This is a genomic window from Streptomyces rapamycinicus NRRL 5491, assembly GCF_024298965.1.
Classification (GTDB): Bacteria; Actinomycetota; Actinomycetes; order Streptomycetales; family Streptomycetaceae; genus Streptomyces; species Streptomyces rapamycinicus.
Map to the genome: position 1 here is coordinate 5,735,050 of NZ_CP085193.1, position 16,121 is coordinate 5,751,170.

General features: G+C 65.7%; 19 protein-coding genes and 1 pseudogene. 6 read left to right on the forward strand and 14 right to left on the reverse strand.

All coding sequences use genetic code 11. From position 1 onward, the window contains the following. Positions 1-86: 86 nt before the first annotated feature. The 11 genes and pseudogenes from LIV37_RS23825 to LIV37_RS23875 all read right to left on the reverse strand — a co-directional run bounded on the left by LIV37_RS23825 (position 87) and on the right by LIV37_RS23875 (position 7,300). Positions 87-1,301, reverse strand: a complete 1,215-nt coding sequence (locus LIV37_RS23825; protein WP_020869650.1) for a tyrosine-type recombinase/integrase — start codon at positions 1,299-1,301, stop codon at positions 87-89. Beyond that, positions 1,301-1,480, reverse strand: a complete 180-nt coding sequence (locus LIV37_RS23830; RefSeq protein ID WP_093463518.1) for a helix-turn-helix domain-containing protein — start codon at positions 1,478-1,480, stop codon at positions 1,301-1,303. The genes LIV37_RS23825 and LIV37_RS23830 overlap by 1 nt, the downstream gene beginning before the upstream one ends. Further along, a pseudogene (locus LIV37_RS23835) lies at positions 1,473-2,764 on the reverse strand (replication initiator). The gene LIV37_RS23830 and the pseudogene LIV37_RS23835 overlap by 8 nt, the downstream one beginning before the upstream one ends. A gap of 165 nt (positions 2,765-2,929) precedes the next feature. Continuing rightward, positions 2,930-3,226, reverse strand: a complete 297-nt coding sequence (locus LIV37_RS23840) for a hypothetical protein (protein WP_121824580.1) — start codon at positions 3,224-3,226, stop codon at positions 2,930-2,932. A gap of 24 nt (positions 3,227-3,250) precedes the next feature. Further along, on the reverse strand, positions 3,251-3,445 hold the full coding sequence (locus LIV37_RS23845) for a hypothetical protein (RefSeq protein WP_020869652.1): 195 nt from the start codon (positions 3,443-3,445) through the stop codon (positions 3,251-3,253). Between the two features lie 13 nt (positions 3,446-3,458). Beyond that, positions 3,459-3,644: a mobile element transfer protein gene (locus LIV37_RS23850; RefSeq protein ID WP_020869653.1), complete on the reverse strand. Its 186-nt coding sequence runs from the start codon at positions 3,642-3,644 to the stop codon at positions 3,459-3,461. Between the two features lie 12 nt (positions 3,645-3,656). After that, positions 3,657-4,283, reverse strand: a complete 627-nt coding sequence (locus LIV37_RS23855; protein ID WP_020869654.1) for a DUF2637 domain-containing protein — start codon at positions 4,281-4,283, stop codon at positions 3,657-3,659. Positions 4,284-4,307: 24 nt separating this feature from the next. After that, a complete protein-coding gene (locus tag LIV37_RS23860; RefSeq protein ID WP_020869655.1) occupies positions 4,308-4,517 on the reverse strand; it encodes a hypothetical protein in 210 nt (69 codons plus the stop codon). An 80-nt stretch (positions 4,518-4,597) separates the two neighbouring features. Continuing rightward, positions 4,598-5,974: an FtsK/SpoIIIE domain-containing protein gene (locus LIV37_RS23865; RefSeq protein ID WP_020869656.1), complete on the reverse strand. Its 1,377-nt coding sequence runs from the start codon at positions 5,972-5,974 to the stop codon at positions 4,598-4,600. 5 nt (positions 5,975-5,979) lie between these two features. Continuing rightward, entirely contained in the window at positions 5,980-6,330 is a 351-nt protein-coding gene (locus tag LIV37_RS23870) for an SCO3933 family regulatory protein (protein WP_020869657.1), read from the reverse strand. Positions 6,331-6,514: 184 nt separating this feature from the next. After that, positions 6,515-7,300, reverse strand: a complete 786-nt coding sequence (locus LIV37_RS23875; protein WP_020869658.1) for a GntR family transcriptional regulator — start codon at positions 7,298-7,300, stop codon at positions 6,515-6,517. Positions 7,301-7,411: 111 nt separating this feature from the next. Between LIV37_RS23875 and LIV37_RS23880 the strand changes: the two genes are divergently transcribed. The 4 genes from LIV37_RS23880 to LIV37_RS52635 all read left to right on the forward strand — a co-directional run bounded on the left by LIV37_RS23880 (position 7,412) and on the right by LIV37_RS52635 (position 9,528). Next, entirely contained in the window at positions 7,412-7,819 is a 408-nt protein-coding gene (locus LIV37_RS23880; protein ID WP_020869659.1) for an NUDIX hydrolase, read from the forward strand. A 45-nt stretch (positions 7,820-7,864) separates the two neighbouring features. Continuing rightward, a complete protein-coding gene (locus LIV37_RS23885; RefSeq protein ID WP_121824579.1) occupies positions 7,865-8,290 on the forward strand; it encodes an ATP-binding protein in 426 nt (141 codons plus the stop codon). Beyond that, positions 8,284-8,697 (forward strand): hypothetical protein, encoded by a 414-nt coding sequence (locus LIV37_RS23890; RefSeq protein ID WP_121824578.1) that lies wholly within the window; start codon positions 8,284-8,286, stop codon positions 8,695-8,697. The genes LIV37_RS23885 and LIV37_RS23890 overlap by 7 nt, the downstream gene beginning before the upstream one ends. A gap of 396 nt (positions 8,698-9,093) precedes the next feature. After that, positions 9,094-9,528, forward strand: a complete 435-nt coding sequence (locus tag LIV37_RS52635) for an endonuclease domain-containing protein (RefSeq protein ID WP_121824577.1) — start codon at positions 9,094-9,096, stop codon at positions 9,526-9,528. A gap of 194 nt (positions 9,529-9,722) precedes the next feature. On the opposite strand, the gene LIV37_RS23895 is transcribed toward LIV37_RS52635, so the two are convergent. Next, positions 9,723-10,208, reverse strand: a complete 486-nt coding sequence (locus LIV37_RS23895; RefSeq protein ID WP_121824576.1) for a type II toxin-antitoxin system VapC family toxin — start codon at positions 10,206-10,208, stop codon at positions 9,723-9,725. Next, positions 10,201-11,028: a hypothetical protein gene (locus LIV37_RS23900; RefSeq protein ID WP_148717805.1), complete on the reverse strand. Its 828-nt coding sequence runs from the start codon at positions 11,026-11,028 to the stop codon at positions 10,201-10,203. The genes LIV37_RS23895 and LIV37_RS23900 overlap by 8 nt, the downstream gene beginning before the upstream one ends. 675 nt (positions 11,029-11,703) lie before the next feature. Here LIV37_RS23900 and LIV37_RS23905 point away from each other — a divergent pair. Both LIV37_RS23905 and LIV37_RS23910 read left to right on the forward strand, forming a co-directional pair. After that, positions 11,704-13,785 carry an AIPR family protein gene (locus LIV37_RS23905; protein WP_121825308.1) on the forward strand — a complete coding sequence of 694 codons (2,082 nt, stop codon included), beginning with the start codon at positions 11,704-11,706 and terminating at the stop codon, positions 13,783-13,785. 689 nt (positions 13,786-14,474) lie between these two features. Next, on the forward strand, positions 14,475-15,149 hold the full coding sequence (locus LIV37_RS23910) for a DUF4232 domain-containing protein (protein ID WP_020869664.1): 675 nt from the start codon (positions 14,475-14,477) through the stop codon (positions 15,147-15,149). A 113-nt stretch (positions 15,150-15,262) separates the two neighbouring features. Here the strand turns inward: LIV37_RS23910 and LIV37_RS23915 are convergent, their stop codons facing one another. Continuing rightward, positions 15,263-15,850 carry a hypothetical protein gene (locus tag LIV37_RS23915; protein WP_020869665.1) on the reverse strand — a complete coding sequence of 196 codons (588 nt, stop codon included), beginning with the start codon at positions 15,848-15,850 and terminating at the stop codon, positions 15,263-15,265. Between the last annotated feature and the right edge of the window lie 271 nt (positions 15,851-16,121).

Sequence of the window (16,121 nt, forward strand, 5' to 3'; positions counted from 1 at the left end):
AAAGCCCCCTCCCGGGTCACCCGGAGGGGGCTTCTTCGTTGCCCGTGACGCCTACGGCTGACGCCAACGGCGCCGGATCACCGGATCTACGCCAACCGGTCCTCCAGACGGCCGAGCGCCTTCCGCTGCTCATCAAGCGAGGCATGGGCGTAGACCTGCATGGTCACGCCGTGATCGCTGTGCCCGGCGATCTGCTGGACGACGTGCACGGGGACCCCAAGATCCAGCAGCAGGGTGATGCAGGTGTGTCGGAGATCATGGAAGCGCAGGTCCAGGCCGAGCCGCTTCCGCACCGGGTCCCAACTCCGGCGGAGGTTGTCCGGCTCGTACGGAGTCCCGATCCGGGAGGGGAAGACCAGCCCGTTCTCCTGCCAGGCCATGCCGGCCGCCGCCCGCTCCTGTGCCTGACGCTCCTGGTGGGCGCGGAGCGCGGAGACGGCGAGGGGCGGGAGGGGGATGGTGCGCTCGGAAGACCGCGTCTTGGGCAGGACGAGCCGCAGTTCCCCGCCGACGCGCTGGAGGTTGGTCAGCACGGTGAGGGTGCCCCGCTCCAGGTCCACCGCCGACCAGCGCAGGCCCAGCAGCTCACCGCGCCGCATGCCGAGGAGCAGCGCCAGGACGTAGAGGGCGTGCAAGCGGTGCTCCCGGAGCTCTTTCAGGACCAGCTTGGCCTGAGCAGGTGAGAGCCCCTTGCCGGTCCGGTAGGAGGGCGCCGGGGTCTTCACGAGCTTGGCGACGTTCCGCATGATCAGCTCCTCGCGGACGGCGTGCTCCAGGGCGTTCCGCAGCACGGCGTGAATCGACTGGACCATGCGGGCCGACAGCTTGCGCTCACAGCAACGGCGAGCGGCGCAGCACTGCGGCTTTGCCCGTTCCTTGTCCCAGCCGTTCTTGCAGCACTGGCATTCTTCGCGCACCCGGTTCAGCCACACCCGGACCTCTTGGGCGCGCAGGTCGCGGAGCTTCCTGCTACCCAGGCCGGGTACCAGGTGGACGCGCACGACGCTTTCGTAGCCCTGGTACGTCTTGGGCCGCCGGTTGGGCGCCACCTCCTCAGCCAGCCAGTAGGCCAGATACTCGCCGACCGTCGAATCGGTGTCGGGCAGGGGCACCCCCTTCTGATCTTGAGACTGGAGATCGATCAGCTTGCGGTGCACCTCCTCCCACGTCTCGCCATACACGGACTTGCGCTTACGGATGCCGGACGCCGTGATCACGTACGCCCGACCGTGGTAACGGCCGTCCTTGCGCTTGGTGATCGTTCCGGCCCCATTGGGGTTGCGCTTGCGCTGCGATGGCATCAGGCGGCCTCGGCAATCTGGTGGTCGATGAAGTCACGGAGTGCGGCGGCGGGGACGCGCCGGGCGCGGCCGATCGTGATGGAGGGCAGGCGCCGGGACCGGATCAGGTCGTAGACCGTGGAACGGCCGATCTTGAGCCGGGCCATCACCTCCGGCACGGTGAGCAGTTCGTCAGCCATGGGTTGGCTCTCCTTCCGTTCCGGGAGCGGGGTGATGGTGGCGGTGAGCCATTCCTCGGCGGGGGTGAGGCCGGTACCGGCGTAGGCCCATTGGGCGAGGACGAGCGTGGTCTCGCTCTCCTCCAGCTCGGCGGCGACTTGGGCCCGACGCCAGGCGGCACGGGCGTCGCGGAGCGCGCCAAGGGTGGTGGAGTAGCGGCGGGATTTGGTGGAGAAGTGGCCCCGGAAGCCGAGCATGTGGGCCCAGGCGCGGAGCCGGAGGTGTGCCAGGTCTTTGCGGGCGCCGAGGGCCCAGGCGGTGCGGACGAGGCGGCGGGCGTGCTCGCTGATGTCGAGTTGGGCGACTTCGGCGATGAGCCGTATCGGCCGGTCGAGGGCCCCCGTCGCTGTCTCGGCGCCCTTGGTCGCGTACTTGGCGATGTACGCGGCAACGGCCCGGTCGGTCAGCTCCTGGCGGCCGTTGAAGTCGGCGCCTCGGATGGGCCGTACGTCGAGTTCGTCACCGAAGGCGAAGGTGTAGGCCCGGCCGTCGATGACCGGCCCAGCAACCTGTGCCCTGGACGCAGCGGCGCGGATGGCATCGGTCAGCAGCTCGACGGTGGCCCAGGTCGGAGGCGGAGTGTCGCCACCGCCGGGACCGTCGATGCGGATCACGGCATGGAAGTGGACGGCGCCGCGCTTTTGGTACTCGGCGACCTTGGCGAAGGACAGTCGGGCGTGCTCGCGGAAGGCCCGTTGTGTGAGCCCGGCCCGCTTGGCGACCTCCCGCCGCAGATAGATCGAGGCCCGCCGCCACAGCAGGCCAGCGTGAGCGTTCCAGAGCACCGCGGATTCGTAGTCGTACCGGTCCGGGGCCAGCGGTGTACCAAGCGCGTCGTCGTCCTGGTCGTGGCGGACGCCGCACCGGCACCGACGGACCGTGCCAGCCGGACCGGTGGGCCGGTTGTGGACCGGGCCGAAGCTGGGCGCGGTGAAGGTGGCGAAGACGCGAGGGTGAGTGGCGACGTCTTCCGGGATGCCCTTGCCGCCACGTAGTCCGGCGGTGATCAGGTGGAAGGTGTCGCGGCGGTAAGTCTCGGCGCAGGCCGCACAGCGGGTGACACGGCGGTTGTTGCAGCGGACCAGTAGATGCCCGGCGGGCAGGTCGGTGGAGTCCAGGTGGTGGAGGACGCGGCCGATCTCGCCGGTGTCCCGGTCAAGGTGATGTTCGGTGCGGTGGCCGTCGAGGCGGATCGGGCTGGTGCAGCCGCCGAGGCCGGAGAGCTGACGGAGCAGTGCGGGCATGGTGCCGAGTGCTGCCAGGCTGCGGAGTTCGGGCAGCGGTGGCGGGGTGGTGCGGGTGATGATGGGGTCTCCTCTTTCGGCTCTTGGGTCGGGAGGGGTTGGGCTGCCGGGGCGGCGGATGCTTGGCGGTATCGAGGCCGCCCCGGCAGTCGTGTTCGAGCGGGATCAGCGGCGGCGCTGGCTGGCCAGCAGCGAGCGCATGACCACGGCGGCCACGGCGACGGAGACGGCCGTGACAGCGACAGCGGCCAGGAGCGCGGTCAGGATGATGCCGACCGTGACCACGGCGCCGACCGTTCCGGCGTTGAGCCCGCTCAAGACCCCGGCCGGGCGAGCTGGAGCGGGCGCGGGGGCGTGCTGGCAGGAGCAGGCCGGGGCGTGATGGTGCTGGGCGGTCGGGACGGCTGTGGGCACGTGGACGATCGACGGCTTGGGGGCTTCGGGGTACTTAGGTCGGAACACTGCGATCTCCTCTCAGCTACTCGTCTAGTCGTGTTGTTCGTTGACGGAGTCGACGCCGGAGCGCGTACCGGACTCCACGGACGGCGCAAGACCGGTGTGGGCAAGCCAGAAGCCGAACAGCGCGATCACGACGGCGACCCACAGGCGGACGCCCATGAACTTGATCGCGATCCAGGCGACGGCGCCCAGGACGAGGACTAGGGGCAGGCTGACGGTCACGGGCGATCTCCTTTCAGCGGATGGGGCAGCGGTGCGTACGGGCGGCCAGCTCGGCGGCGGCGTGGGTGTCGTAGTCGGCGGAGAAGTCGCAGCGGGGAGCGGTGCACACGGCGGTGTGCTTCACCCGGCCCCGCTGATCGTTGGCGCTGCCGACCCGGACCGGGCCGATACGGATGACGTTGCGGAAGCGGCGGAGCATGGTGGACTCCTGTCAGAGGCGGGAGGCGATGGCGTCAGCCAGCGGCGCGGGAACGCCGAGACGGGCGCGCAGGGTCTCGGGGTCGATGGGCGAGCCGGTACGGGCGTGGTGGTCGTCGGCGAGCTTGCGCGCGTGGTTCACCAGCGCGGCCGGAACGTGCGGCGCGGACTGTTGCGGCTCAGGCTCCGGGGTAGTGGTTGGCCCCGCGGTTTTCGGTGCCGCCGGGACCGGGACAGCTTCAGTGGGTTCGGCCGAGGCCGACGCGGTTTCGGTCGCTGGTGTTGTGTGGGCGAGGAGAGTTCCGCCGAGGAAGGCGACGGCTGGCCATCCGGCGACGAGGATGCGCAGCCAGTCCGGTACGTCGGCCAGGTCGAGCAGCCCGGCAGTGGCGACATTCGCCCCGAGCGACGCGGTCAGGGCGATGACGAACCAGCACCAGCCCGCCGCCCTGGACGAGCCCGACCGCAGCCGCTTCCAGGCCGCCACAAGCAACAGGTCGACGGACACCGGGTACGCCCACGCCTTCCACCCGTCCTGCCCGGCCGCCGAGGCCAGATCATGCAGGTGGGCGAAGGACAGCGCGGCAGCGATGACCGCCTGTACCAGCACCGCGTCAACCCGCGCCAGATGAGCGCGCATGGGTAGGGACTCCTTCCGGTTCGGTCAGCCGCCCGCTGTGAGTTCGTCGGCACGGGCGCGAGCGGCAGCGGCGACCTCAGCGGCCTGGGCGTCATCGGGCTGGGCAGCGGCGATGCGCTCCAACAGGTCCGCTTTGCGGTTCATCAGCTCGGCCTTGCTCCCGGCCCCGCGTGTGCGGAAGTCGGCCAGGTCGGCCAGGAACGCGGAGACTTCGGAGATAGTGGGACGGGACACAGGTACTCCCTCTCGGTTTCAGGCATGGCGGGGGTAGGGACACGGCGCGATGCGGTCGCGCCAGCCGTCAGACGGGTGGATTACTCGGCGGCCGGAAGCGGCTTGAGTAGAGATGTTGGAGCGCTCACCGGAACGGCCGGCACATCCGGCCGGAAGGGTTCGAGCGCGGGCATGTCCGGCACGAGGTGGACTGCCTCGCGGCACACTTCGGCCGCGTCACCCAGCGACAAGTACGGCGTGCGGATGCGGGACCAGCCGCCAGAGGTGTCCCCGGCGACCGCGAGGCCGGGCCGTTCCGGAGCGATGGCACAGGCCGCGCCGACTGCTTCTGGGGCGATGTCGCCGAGCGCCATCTTGGCGGAGGCTTCATCGTTCACGCGGTGGCAGACCCGGCCGGTCAGCTGAGCCCGCAGCATCGTCGCCCCCTTGCCCAGCTCGGCGCCGAAGCGCTGCCCGCACACCTCCAGGTAGATGCCTGCCGCGCGGCCGAGTTGGGCAAGCCGGATGAGCTGGGTGACCATCTCGTCCCGCCGTTCCTCGTCCTTCCGCGTGGCGACCAGGAACAGCTCGGCCACCTCGTCCACGAGCAGCACCACCGGCACCGGCCGCTCACCCTCCGGCAAACCCCAGATGTCAGAAGCGATCTCCTCATCCGGAGTGCTGGGAGCGATGCCCTGCCGGGCCTTGATCAGGTCGTACCGGTCCTCCATCAGCCCGACCAGCACAGGCAGCAGCTCCGCCGCCTGCACAGGATCGGTAGCCAGAGCCGAGAGCCGTGGAGCGAACGGCGCCAGCTCCACACCCCGCTTGCAGTCGATCCCGACCAGCACGACCGGCTGCCGGGCGAGCCCGGCTATCAGATGCCGCAGGAACATCGACTTCCCCGAGAGCGTCGCGCCCAGCGTCAGTTGGTGCGGGATGGCCCGGTAGTCCCGGACGAACGGCGTCGCGTCCTCCCGCAGCGCCACCGGCACCTTCAGGAAGCCCCCACCGGTCTTGCGCGGCATCCGCACCTTCCGGAGCACATCGAAGCCGATCAGCCGCAACTCCACCACGCCAGGCTTGATCTCCTCCACGTACGCGCCGTGAACTCCCCAGGCATGCCGCAACCGTTCGGCGGAGGCAGCCACGTCGGCAGGTTCCTGTCCCGGTGCCAGCCGCAGCCGGACCCGCAGCCCGGTCGACGTCGGACGGATCAGCCCCCGACGTGGAGGCACCGGCCGCACCTCCCGATGCGTGAGCGCTCGCACCGCCCAGGCCCGCAGCCGCGACGGCGGAACGGTCAGCCCGCACGCGTCCATCACGGACCCGTACGACCCCAGCAGCCGGGCCGTGGAGATGGGCATCCCGACCATGGACCAGTAGGCGGCCGGGTGCCGGGCTCGGAGGTAGGCGGCCCCGCCGACCACTCCGGCGACCGGACCACCCACCTCCACCAGACTCATCACATCAGCCATCAGACTCAGGCCCCCGCACCCACCGATATGGCGGCCGGGGCGATGGCCTCGGCCCGGAAGGCGATCCCATGACGCTGCTGCCCGTTGAACACGGACTCCCAAGGCCGGGCGATCAGACCGATCAGCGTGACCGGCGCCCCGAGCGCCAGCCCCTCCGTGACCCCGCTTTCCGGCACGGTGACCTGAAGCAACGAGGACTCCCCGTCGTCGATGTAGACGACGCCGAGCCGCATCAGCGTCTCACCGCTCTGGGCGTCCTTGGCGATCTCGCCGGTCTGCCGGTCCTTCACCTTCGGCTCCGGCGCCTCGGTCAGCAGAACCGTGGCACCGGAGGTCTCAACTCGGATGGAACGCAACTACTTCTCCTTCTCTCACGAACAACGCACCTAGTTGTGTAGATGAGTTGCGGCCTTCGAACCCGAACGAGCGGGAACGGGGACCACCATGCCACACAGCTTGCCCACTCGTCTATACGAGTATGCATCTTCGTGTGTACGAGTCAGCAGAAGCAGCCCGGGGCGACCACGCCCCGGCCATGCGTCAGTTGGCAGGCAGCTGGTAGGCGAGGACGTACGCGTCAGCGGCCATCACGGTGTCGCAGACCTCCACAGCCCGCCCCTCCGAGTCGAAAGCGGTCCGGACGAGATGGATCACCGGCACACCGGAGGCGAGCTGGAGCGTGCGCACCTCGGCGGGCGAGGGCATCCGGGCCCGGATCTCCTCATCGAAGTGGTCCAGGCGGTGCCCCATCTCCTCCAGCCGGGCGTAGATGCCACCAGGGCCGGGGTTGGGCTGCGCGATCGGAGTGTTCCGCGCAAGATCCAGCGGCAGATACGAGGTGGCGAACTCCACCGGCCGCCCATCCAGCAGATACCGCCGCCGCCGAGCCAGCACCTTACGAGGCGAACCCAGCCGGGCGGAGATGTCCGGCGACGGCCGCTCTTCCTTCACCTCCAGGTTGTCCACCTCCGGACGGCTCCCCGCAGCCTCCGCCTCCACGGTGAAGGCAGCCTTCCCCTGATCCCGATGCCGCCGCGCGAAGCGATCCGAAGCCAGCCGCCGCACAGGCGGCCGGGGTCGGACGAAGACCCCCTTGCCGTGCTCGGACACGGCTAGCCCCTCTTGCTGGAGCAGCGACAGGGAGTTGCGGACGGTCATCCGCGAGACACCGAAGTGATCGACCAGCTCAGTCTCGGAGGGCAGCTTGTCGCCTTCCCGGAAGCGTCCCTTGTCGATCGCTTCCCGCAGCGCGTCGGCGATCTGCCGGAACACCGCCCGGTCGCTCGTCGGGTCCAATACACCCAGGACGGAAGTCAGAGAAGCCATTCGCACATACTCCTTTAGGTATCTAGACGAGCGGCTGACCGGGATTGCTACGGTGGAGAGCCTAGCCAGCCGAGAGGGCAGAGGAACGTGAGCACTGAGCGCCCGCACTCCGTGAGCGTCGCCGGAGTCATCGTCGACGACGCGGGCCGTGCGTTGCTGATCAAGCGACGGGACAACGGTAAGTGGGAACCGCCCGGCGGCGTGCTCGAACGTGAGGAAACCATCCCGGACGCCTTGCAACGGGAAGTCCTCGAAGAGACCGGCATCAAGATCGCGCTCCCCGCGACCCTCACCGGCGTCTACAAGAACATGACCGGCCTGATCGTCTCCATGGTTTTCCGCTGCGAGGCCATCGACGGCACCCCGACCACCGGAGCGGAAACCCGCGCCCTGCGCTGGGCCACCCGCGACGAGGTCACCGAGCTCGCCGACGAGGCATACGCGATCCGCGTCCTGGACGCGCTCGACAACACCTCCCCGCCGGCCATCCGCGCCCACGACGGCGTACGACTCATCTAGCACGCACCCACGACCCATAGCCCCTACCAGCACGAAGGAACTTGTATGGACGAGTATATGAGTGCTCCGCGAGTTTGGGGCCTGATGTGCCCAGGATCCCGAGAAGAAGTCACCCGCGCCCGCCGCTGGACCCGCGACATCCTCAACAACCACCCCTGCGCCGACGACGCCGAGCTGATCGTCAGCGAACTCGGCAGCAACGCCCTCACCCACACCGCGAGCGGCAGCCCCTACGGCACATTCCAGCTCACGCTGTCCCTCTCACCCCGCACCGTCGCGATCTCCGTAACCGACGAGGGAGGCCACCCCGAAGAACCCCGCTCCACGGAGGCCGACCCGGACGACACCCACGGCCGCGGATTAACCATCGTCATGGCACTCGCCCGCCGCCTGGACATCACCGGCAGCCAGCACGGCCGCACCGTCACTGCCCAACTCGTAGCACCCGAGGCAGGAGCCACGACATGCTGAGGCCCCTACTGCGACCCGGCTACTGGTGCGAGTGCTGGACGCGTTCACCAGTCACAGGACCCCGCTCGGTCCTGCTCGCCTCCATCGAAACCGACAGCCCGAGCGAGGCCACTCGATGGATCCGCGTCACCGTGCGAACCATCGCCTCAGCACTCGACCGCGAAACAGCCCACAAGGCATGGGATTGGGTCACCTACGGCCACAAGGAAGCCGAAGACGCCCTCACCAACGGCGAAGCAGCCACGTTCGCCCTCACCCAACAAGACACCCACATCGAATGGATCGTCCGGCCGGTCATCTTCCTCCCGCACGCCCACCGCGAATCCCGACGCCTCCCGGCATGCGCCGAACAGTTCTCATGCCCCACCACACACAAGATCGCCCGCCACCAGGCCAACGACCGCTGAGTTACAACCTTCTCTACGGGTTCAAGTGCGCCGCGCAAGCGCGGCGCGCGCGGCTCGGCGGCGCGGGCCGCCGCTCCTGTCTCCGCCCCGCTCCGGCCCGACCGCCGAGCCGCGCGACAGCAACGGGCACCTTGGCTGAGGAGAAGAGCACCGTCGTGGCTGGGGGTCGGCTCCACGGCTTTAGGCACCTCCCCGGTCCGGGTCCCGCGTCGAGCAAGGCCAGGGGGCCACTCGTGCTAATTCCGGGCAGGTCCAAAGCCTGCCCGAGTTGCCAACCAGCGTACGGCCCCCTGACCATGCCCGACCCCAAACCGGGCAGGCCACCGCCCAAACCCGTGGAGCCGACTTTGAAGAGAGCCCAGGCAGTGACCCGCACCGCTAGTAGTCTCTTACCCCGTGACGATAAGCCAATGGTCAGCTGCACCAGACGATGAGTTCGATTGCAGAGAGTGCGGCAAGGATCTACACCGGAGCGCCTTCTACTCACACCCAAGGACAGGGCAGGTAAAGCAGCCGTACAAGGAGTGCTGCAAGGCCAGGCGACGCCGACGATACAGTCAGGATGAGGTCATATCCAAGGCCCGAGAGGCTAATTGGGAACGGTACGGGGTAACGCCTACCGAGTACGAAAGAATAAGAAAAGAACAGGCCAACTTATGCGCCATTTGCGGCCAAGAGGAAACCTCGACGCCCAAGTACGGCACTCGCCATATCCTCGCCATCGACCACGATCACAAAACGAGACGCGTGCGCGCACTTCTCTGCCGAAACTGCAACACGGTTCTTGGGTTCATCGAGAAAAATTTTCCCCGCCGCCCTCCTGGCCTTTAAATATTTAGAAGACCACAGAAACCATCCATCCAATCGACCAGAAGACTGATTTCGAAATCTACGCAGGAAGCCGCAGCGACGAATTGAGATCTTAACGAGCTGGCCACACATTCCCCATCACGTGCCGCTCGGCCCCTTCAGGACAACGGACCGGTGCACCCACACACCACTGCTCGAAGGCTCTGCGTAGGGGCCTAATTGCCGACATCAGACGACGCCATTAGATCAATCTCAGCATCATCCGTTGTCGGGTTCCAGACCTCGCGAGGGCCAGTGACATGCGTTATCCCTATAGTCTGACCGTGCGGGAACGCTTTATCGCGCGAGAAAAAATAATCGGCTTTCATGCGAATCGCCGTGGCCAGGTGAGTAGCGTCGGGACCACGCAGGTTGTACTGGGCAGCGAGTTGCCGGACCTCCCTCGCCACCAAAATGTCCACTTCAACCCACTGGATATCAAGGCGATCAAGATATTCATCTACTACCCGATCTCGATCACTTGGCACCACATCACCTTTATGGCCATTCAACTCGACCAGCAGAAGAGTCGAAGCGACGACCTGTATGTCACCCCTATAGGCAGCGCGAAGAACTTTGTATGAGTTAGGCCATAAGCCCTTTTCCTTCTTGATGACGTTGAGGAAGATATCAGCGTCAACGTAAACCAAAGGCTCAGGCACTTCTCACCTGCTTTAGGTACTCGGCAGTACTAAGATCGCCCGTCATTCGCGGATTGATGCCCAGGATATCTGCCGGGTCCATTTGAGATTGATAGTCCGGCAAAACTTCCAAGTCACTCATCTGCAAAGAAACGGCTTGCCCTTCAGAGTTCCTTTGCAAGATCCCTGACGCCATTACTCGCCTCCCCCAAGCGTTCCGCAGAATCTCACTATGCTCACTGTGAGCTACCACTCGGACAGCGTGACGAGTGCGTGGGTCCCGAATAAGTGCCCGCGGGGAACTTCCCTTGCTGTGACTGAGCACATCCAACGTGCCAGTCACACTGGAAAAGGCACTCTTTGCAGGAAGAACAGCTTGCGTGGCATTGCTGACGGTACCCTCGTCGACAACTGCGGTATGGCGATCGCCGTTAAGACTGGTTACAGCCACCTGCTCAACGCCGCCGGATCCAAAATGCTTGCCGATGTGACTGACTCTAGCCACCGTCCGCTCGCTGAAGAACGGAGGGATGCGGGGAGAGTCCGTCAGAGACTCGATGCCGTCAACGTAACCATGCAGCGGTGCCGCAATCGACTGCCAAGTTCGCTTGGTTGGTATGACCGCCGGTACCAAGACGATGCGAATGTCCGACTCCATGGCCATCTCTTCGATAGCCCATCGAAGGCGAGGAGTACGGACAGGCAAGGCCGTCCGGTCAACCTCCTCAAGCGACATCCTGACCTCGTTGAGGATCTGCGTGTAAGTCTTGAGATCGAGTCGGGTTGAAGTGGGGGCGATGCGCACCTCAAGAGCGCTATCGTCGCGGACAGCAGTGGTCACGGCTACACCCCTTTCCCAGCGGTTGAGTCCATCGTCCCACCGAGGTGTGACGCCTGGTCTTTGATCACGTAAGTGATCAGAGGCTACACAGAGGGTAGTCTGCTCCCCTCCTCCGCAGCTCAAACGCCGTGGCTGTTTGACGTGTCGCGACCAGCCAATGAAGGACAGCGGCTTCGTCCAAAGCTGCTCCCCCTCGCTGCCACCAGCCGCGCGATACGGCATCCACCTCGGCCACGATCTCGCGCCGACGGCGTGCCAGATTGCCAGAATCAACGGCGACCTGCGGTCATTAGCGGTTGATCAGCCGTCTCCGCCAGCTCCCCTCAAGGCACCGTCACCGCAGGTCAGCGCCGCACTAGTCCCGCTTCAGCCAGTGCTTCCCAAGCTGAGGGCTTGAAGGTCACACAGAGCCGGACTGTGATGCGAGGGCACCGTCCATCCCGAGCCCGCTCACTCGCACGCAATGCCGCACCGCACGGTGTTGCGCGTTGCTGAGCTCCCGCCGCGGAGACGACGCTTGCTGCCGTGGCTGCGCTCTGGTCCAAACAGCGCACCCGAGAAGCACAAGCGCTACTAGAGTCGTCCGCGCGCCAGCATGCGAGCGAAGGTGCGACATCAGAGAGACGTGACACGGACGGGGGACCTGTGAAGACTAGGCCACTTGAGTTGCACCAGATGCGATCAGCTTTGACACAGGCATACCAAGGGCTCATCGATGAGAGCGACCTGAAGCGGAACTCTGACCAGGAGCGAGAACGTGCTTTTCTGTCGCGCGCAGTGGCAGCCACTGCAATTCGCCGGGTGACGGGTTGGGAGCTGAAGCGTTGCGCCGAGGCGGTGATCGACGGAAGTGATGACAATGGGATCGACGCTGTGGCGGTTACAGACGGTTCCCAAGTTTGGCTGGTTCAGGCAAAGTGGAGCGACAAGGGAACGGCAGGGTTCCATACTGACGCCGCCCGGGCCTTAGTTGATGGACTGCGACTGCTTGAAAATAGGCAGTTCGACACGTTCAATAAAAAGCTGCAGCCATTCACAGCCGCCCTCGACTCCGCACTGGGTGACCCTAACCTTAAAATCAACCTGGTAATCGCACTTACCGGTAAGGATCCGCTCAGCTCTCATACAACTGCGATCCTCAACCGCGTTAGCGAGGACCATCATGGTCACGGGCCGATGCTGAGTTATGACCTCATGACAACCACCGAGCTGCTGCAGCAGCTACGCGAGGATCGCATGCCAGCCCCAGTGGACGTCACGGTACGTTTGCTGAAATGGCTTAGACGAGATCTACCGTTCCCGTCGTATCAGGGAAGTTTGTGGGCACGGGATGTAGCCGAGATATACCAGAGACACGGCGCCCAACTCTTCTCGAAAAATATCCGGCAGTCGCTGGGACTTACGCGCATCAATGTCGGTATCGAAAAGACACTGACAGAAGAGCCAGAAAACTTTTGGTACTTCAATAACGGAATCACCGTTTTGTGCGACTATGTCGAGCCCTTCTATCCCGGACGTCGACATCCCGACCATCCCGTAGACTTGAGGCTAACGCGCGCCACCGTAGTCAATGGCGCTCAAACCGTTACATCCATTCACCGAGCCATGCAGGAGGAGCCGGAAACGGTAGCAGAGGCCGATGTTTCAGTTCGAATCATCGCCCTAGGCGACGATTACGCTAAGTACGCCTATCGGATTGCCGAAACAACAAATACGCAAAATGACGTCTACCGTCGAGATTTCATCTCCCTTGATGAAAAGCAGGCTCAGATCCGCCAAGACTTCGATCTGACCCTGGGTAAAAGCTACGTGTACAAGCGCGGTGAAGTAGACCCCGTTCCAGACTCCGGATGCTCTGTCGTGCAAGCAGCTGTGGCTCTCGCATGCGCTTACAGAACACCGGAGCTTGCCGTACGGACCAAGCGGGATACTGAGCTACTCTGGGAAGCAGGTTCCCAAGGGGCATATCAGCGACTTTTTGGGGAAGTGCCGAGCGCCTGTCGAATCTGGCGATGCGTACAAATCCAGCGAGAGACTGGAACAGCGCTCGCTGCTTTGCGTAATCACCTCCAAGGCCGTACGCATGCCACCGCCCAGCACGGTGACTTGTTAATCACACACCTGGTATTCCAGTTGCTCGATCTTGCGGAAATTGATGAATTATCATTTCCTATAGAATCCGCGTTGACAGCCATACCCGAGCTGGTCGCTGCCATCTTGCCTTGGCTGGTGTATCGAGTGAACCTCAGCTACGGCCCTACCTCGTTTCTCATGAGCACGTTCACCAATGAGGCGCGGTGCAGAGAGCTTGCACAACTGGTGACGGAAGATGTACGTAGCGGAGCCCTTGCGCCGGAACTTCCACACGAATACGTGGCATTGGCACGGCCAAACCGGCGTCGTGCGTCTGCCACAGTTCCAACCCTTGTCAACGCTGGCCTGATCAAAGATGGAACACCGCTGACGTACGTCCCGAGCAACCCCGCGGAGGCGCTGGCAACCAGGGAGTGGCTTGCGGTCGACGAGCGTAGGTCTCAGGCCCGTTGGCAGAACCACCGTACGAAGCCACTCATCTGGTCCTACGACGGTCTCGCTTACTCAGCCAGTGGACTCGTCGTCCGCATTTGGGAAATGGCTGACTGGGCCAAAGCGCCGCCTGCAGTTCAGGGCCCAACACGCTGGCAGGTCAATGGTGATCGAACCCTCCAGGAGCTCGCAACGGAGTTGCTGGCAGCGCAGGAAGCGGGGGGTGGATAGGCATGGGGGCCTTTATCAGCGTGGCAGAAGTGGTACCGCACAGTGGCGTCCTCATCGAGTGCTCGCAAGTACGCCGTCGTCTCTGCTTGGATGCGCTCCAGGTCAACCACGAGACCATCGTGCCAGCGAGCGCACGAAGTCACGCCGTTCTGACATCCACGAGTGACATCAACGGCGCCGGACTCCAGCACTCCTAGGCGATCTGCGGCGGCCAGCATGGCCAGCCAGCCCCCGGCGGTGCCGAGCAGCGATCGAACTCCTAAAGTGGTGGTCAGCAAGTGCCCGCAGCCGAACGCGACAGGCCCCAATCACGAAGAGGTCGTCTGACGCCAGCCGTGACGCCAACGGCCCCGTACACCGACGCCAGCAGCGGACGTCAGCGGACCGCCCAGCCAGGCGAACCGGCCACCGGCAGCAGCCTTACGCGGCCTGAAAAGCGGAAGGTCGCCGGTTCGACCCCGGCCCCAGCCACCGCAGCCCTCACCAGGGCAAAGCCCCCTCCCGGATCATCCGGAGGGGGCTTCTTCGTGTCCGGGAGGGATCTGCGCTTAAGTGTGACAGCGGCGTGTTAGCCGGGGGTTAGCCGATCGGCAGTGGCGGCGGACAGGGTTGTTCCCAGGACGCGGAACGCACCGTGGACAACGCGCCGCGTCCTCGGCCCACACGTCACCCATCCCTGGGGGGATCCCATGTCGCGTACGACCGTTCTCCGCCGTACCCGCACCGTCGCCGTCGCCTCGCTGATCGCCGCTGCCGCGTTCTCGCTCACGGCCTGTGGAGGCGGCGAATCCGACAGCGACGCCAAGGGGGGCTCGGCCTCGGCGACCGCGAACGGCACGTCGGGGGGCTCGGGCGGCGGGTCGGGCTCGACCGGTGGCTCCGGTGAGGACATCGACGCCAAGGCGGGCAACGCCTCGGGCGGCTCCTCGTCGGCGAGCCGCTGCACCAGCGACCACCTGGAGGCGGCGTGGTCGAACTTCGAGGGCGGTCCGGACATGGAGTACGACGGGCAGCAGACCGCCCGGGTGGTGCTGAAGAACACCGGTAGCACCGACTGCACCATGGTCGGCTTCCCGGGGGTCCAGCTCCAGACCGAGCACGGCGAGACCTGGGACCTGCGGCGCACCGACGACAAGCCGAAGCCGGTCCGGGTCGACGCCGGCGGGCGGGTCACCTTCGACATCACCTTCCTCGCGTCGACCCGCGACGACGACAAGAAGTTCGCACCGGACCAGGTCGTGATCACCCCGCCGAACGAGGAGGCGAACCTCTCGCTGGACTGGCCGTACGGCGGGGCGCTGCTGGACCAGTCGGGCGCCACCCGCCCGGGGACCTTCGTCGGGCCGGTCAGCACGCCGGAGTGAACCCGCTACTCCCACCGGGGCACAGCCCCCTCCCGGATCCATCCGGAGGGGGCTTCTTCATTGCCCACGACGCCCGCGACGCCCACCGGGGCGCACTTGTCCCGCATGAACGATCAGACGTTGGCGCAGATCGCGAAGACGCTGATGCCCACGTTGTCGGTGGCGGTCTGGCGGCCCAGCCCGATCCAGCCCCGTGCGTCAGCGGTGGGGAAGCTGCCGACCAGGATGGCGGTGTCGCCCCGGGCCTCGGCGCCGCCGCCGATGACCTTCTTCCCCTTCGGGCAGTACACCGTGCGCCGCTGGAAGTTCGGGACGTTCTCATTGGGCAGGGTGACCACCTCGTAGCCGGGCACGCCCTCGTCGGAGCGGGGGGCTCCGTGGGAAGCGGGCATCTCTGAGCTCTGGGAGGCCGTTGACTCGGCGCCCTCGGACTCCGCGGTCGCCTCGGAGCCTTGGTACTTGGTCGCCTCGGAGCCGTGGGACTCAGCCCCCTCGGAGCCTTCCGGCATGGCCGCCTCGGAGCCCTGGGACTCGGTGCTCTCGGAGCCTTCCGGCATGGCCGCCTCGGAGCCCTGGGGCATCGTCGCCTCGGCGCTGTAAGAGCCGGTCGTCTGGTCGTCGCCGTCCTGTGTCGCCGACGCGACGCCAGGCGTCAGCGCCATGGTCAGTGCCGCGGCAGCGATGACGAGCCTTCCACGCATGTGTGTCTTCCCTTCGTCATGGGCCCCTGGACGGAACCGACACCGTGAAGGCGTGACCAGGCGAAGCGGAGAGTAAGGCATGAAAGTATGCAAATCCCACGAACGTGGGACGCGTGAGAGGCGTACGGGTGCAGCTCTCCTGAAAGGCCGGAGGCCGCCGGTTCGCGTCCTGTCCCGGTGAGCGGAACGCCGCCATTCCCGCCACGAGAAACAGCGGCGAACAATCCCCCAACACCACCCGAGCCGCAGGTCGTGATCCCATTCGAAGCGG

Excerpts from the sequence above, each read along its gene's own strand:
- LIV37_RS23825 (WP_020869650.1), bottom strand. The coding sequence starts at position 1,301 with ATGCCATCGCAGCGCAAGCGCAACCCCAATGGGGCCGGAACGATCACC.
- LIV37_RS23830 (WP_093463518.1), bottom strand. The coding sequence starts at position 1,480 with ATGGCTGACGAACTGCTCACCGTGCCGGAGGTGATGGCCCGGCTCAAG.
- LIV37_RS23850 (WP_020869653.1), bottom strand. The coding sequence starts at position 3,644 with ATGCTCCGCCGCTTCCGCAACGTCATCCGTATCGGCCCGGTCCGGGTC.
- LIV37_RS23855 (WP_020869654.1), bottom strand. The coding sequence starts at position 4,283 with ATGCGCGCTCATCTGGCGCGGGTTGACGCGGTGCTGGTACAGGCGGTC.
- LIV37_RS23865 (WP_020869656.1), bottom strand. The coding sequence starts at position 5,974 with ATGGCTGATGTGATGAGTCTGGTGGAGGTGGGTGGTCCGGTCGCCGGA.
- LIV37_RS23875 (WP_020869658.1), bottom strand. The coding sequence starts at position 7,300 with ATGGCTTCTCTGACTTCCGTCCTGGGTGTATTGGACCCGACGAGCGAC.
- LIV37_RS23885 (WP_121824579.1), top strand. The coding sequence starts at position 7,865 with ATGGACGAGTATATGAGTGCTCCGCGAGTTTGGGGCCTGATGTGCCCA.
- LIV37_RS23890 (WP_121824578.1), top strand. The coding sequence starts at position 8,284 with ATGCTGAGGCCCCTACTGCGACCCGGCTACTGGTGCGAGTGCTGGACG.
- LIV37_RS23905 (WP_121825308.1), top strand. The coding sequence starts at position 11,704 with ATGCGATCAGCTTTGACACAGGCATACCAAGGGCTCATCGATGAGAGC.
- LIV37_RS23910 (WP_020869664.1), top strand. The coding sequence starts at position 14,475 with ATGTCGCGTACGACCGTTCTCCGCCGTACCCGCACCGTCGCCGTCGCC.
- LIV37_RS23915 (WP_020869665.1), bottom strand. The coding sequence starts at position 15,850 with ATGCGTGGAAGGCTCGTCATCGCTGCCGCGGCACTGACCATGGCGCTG.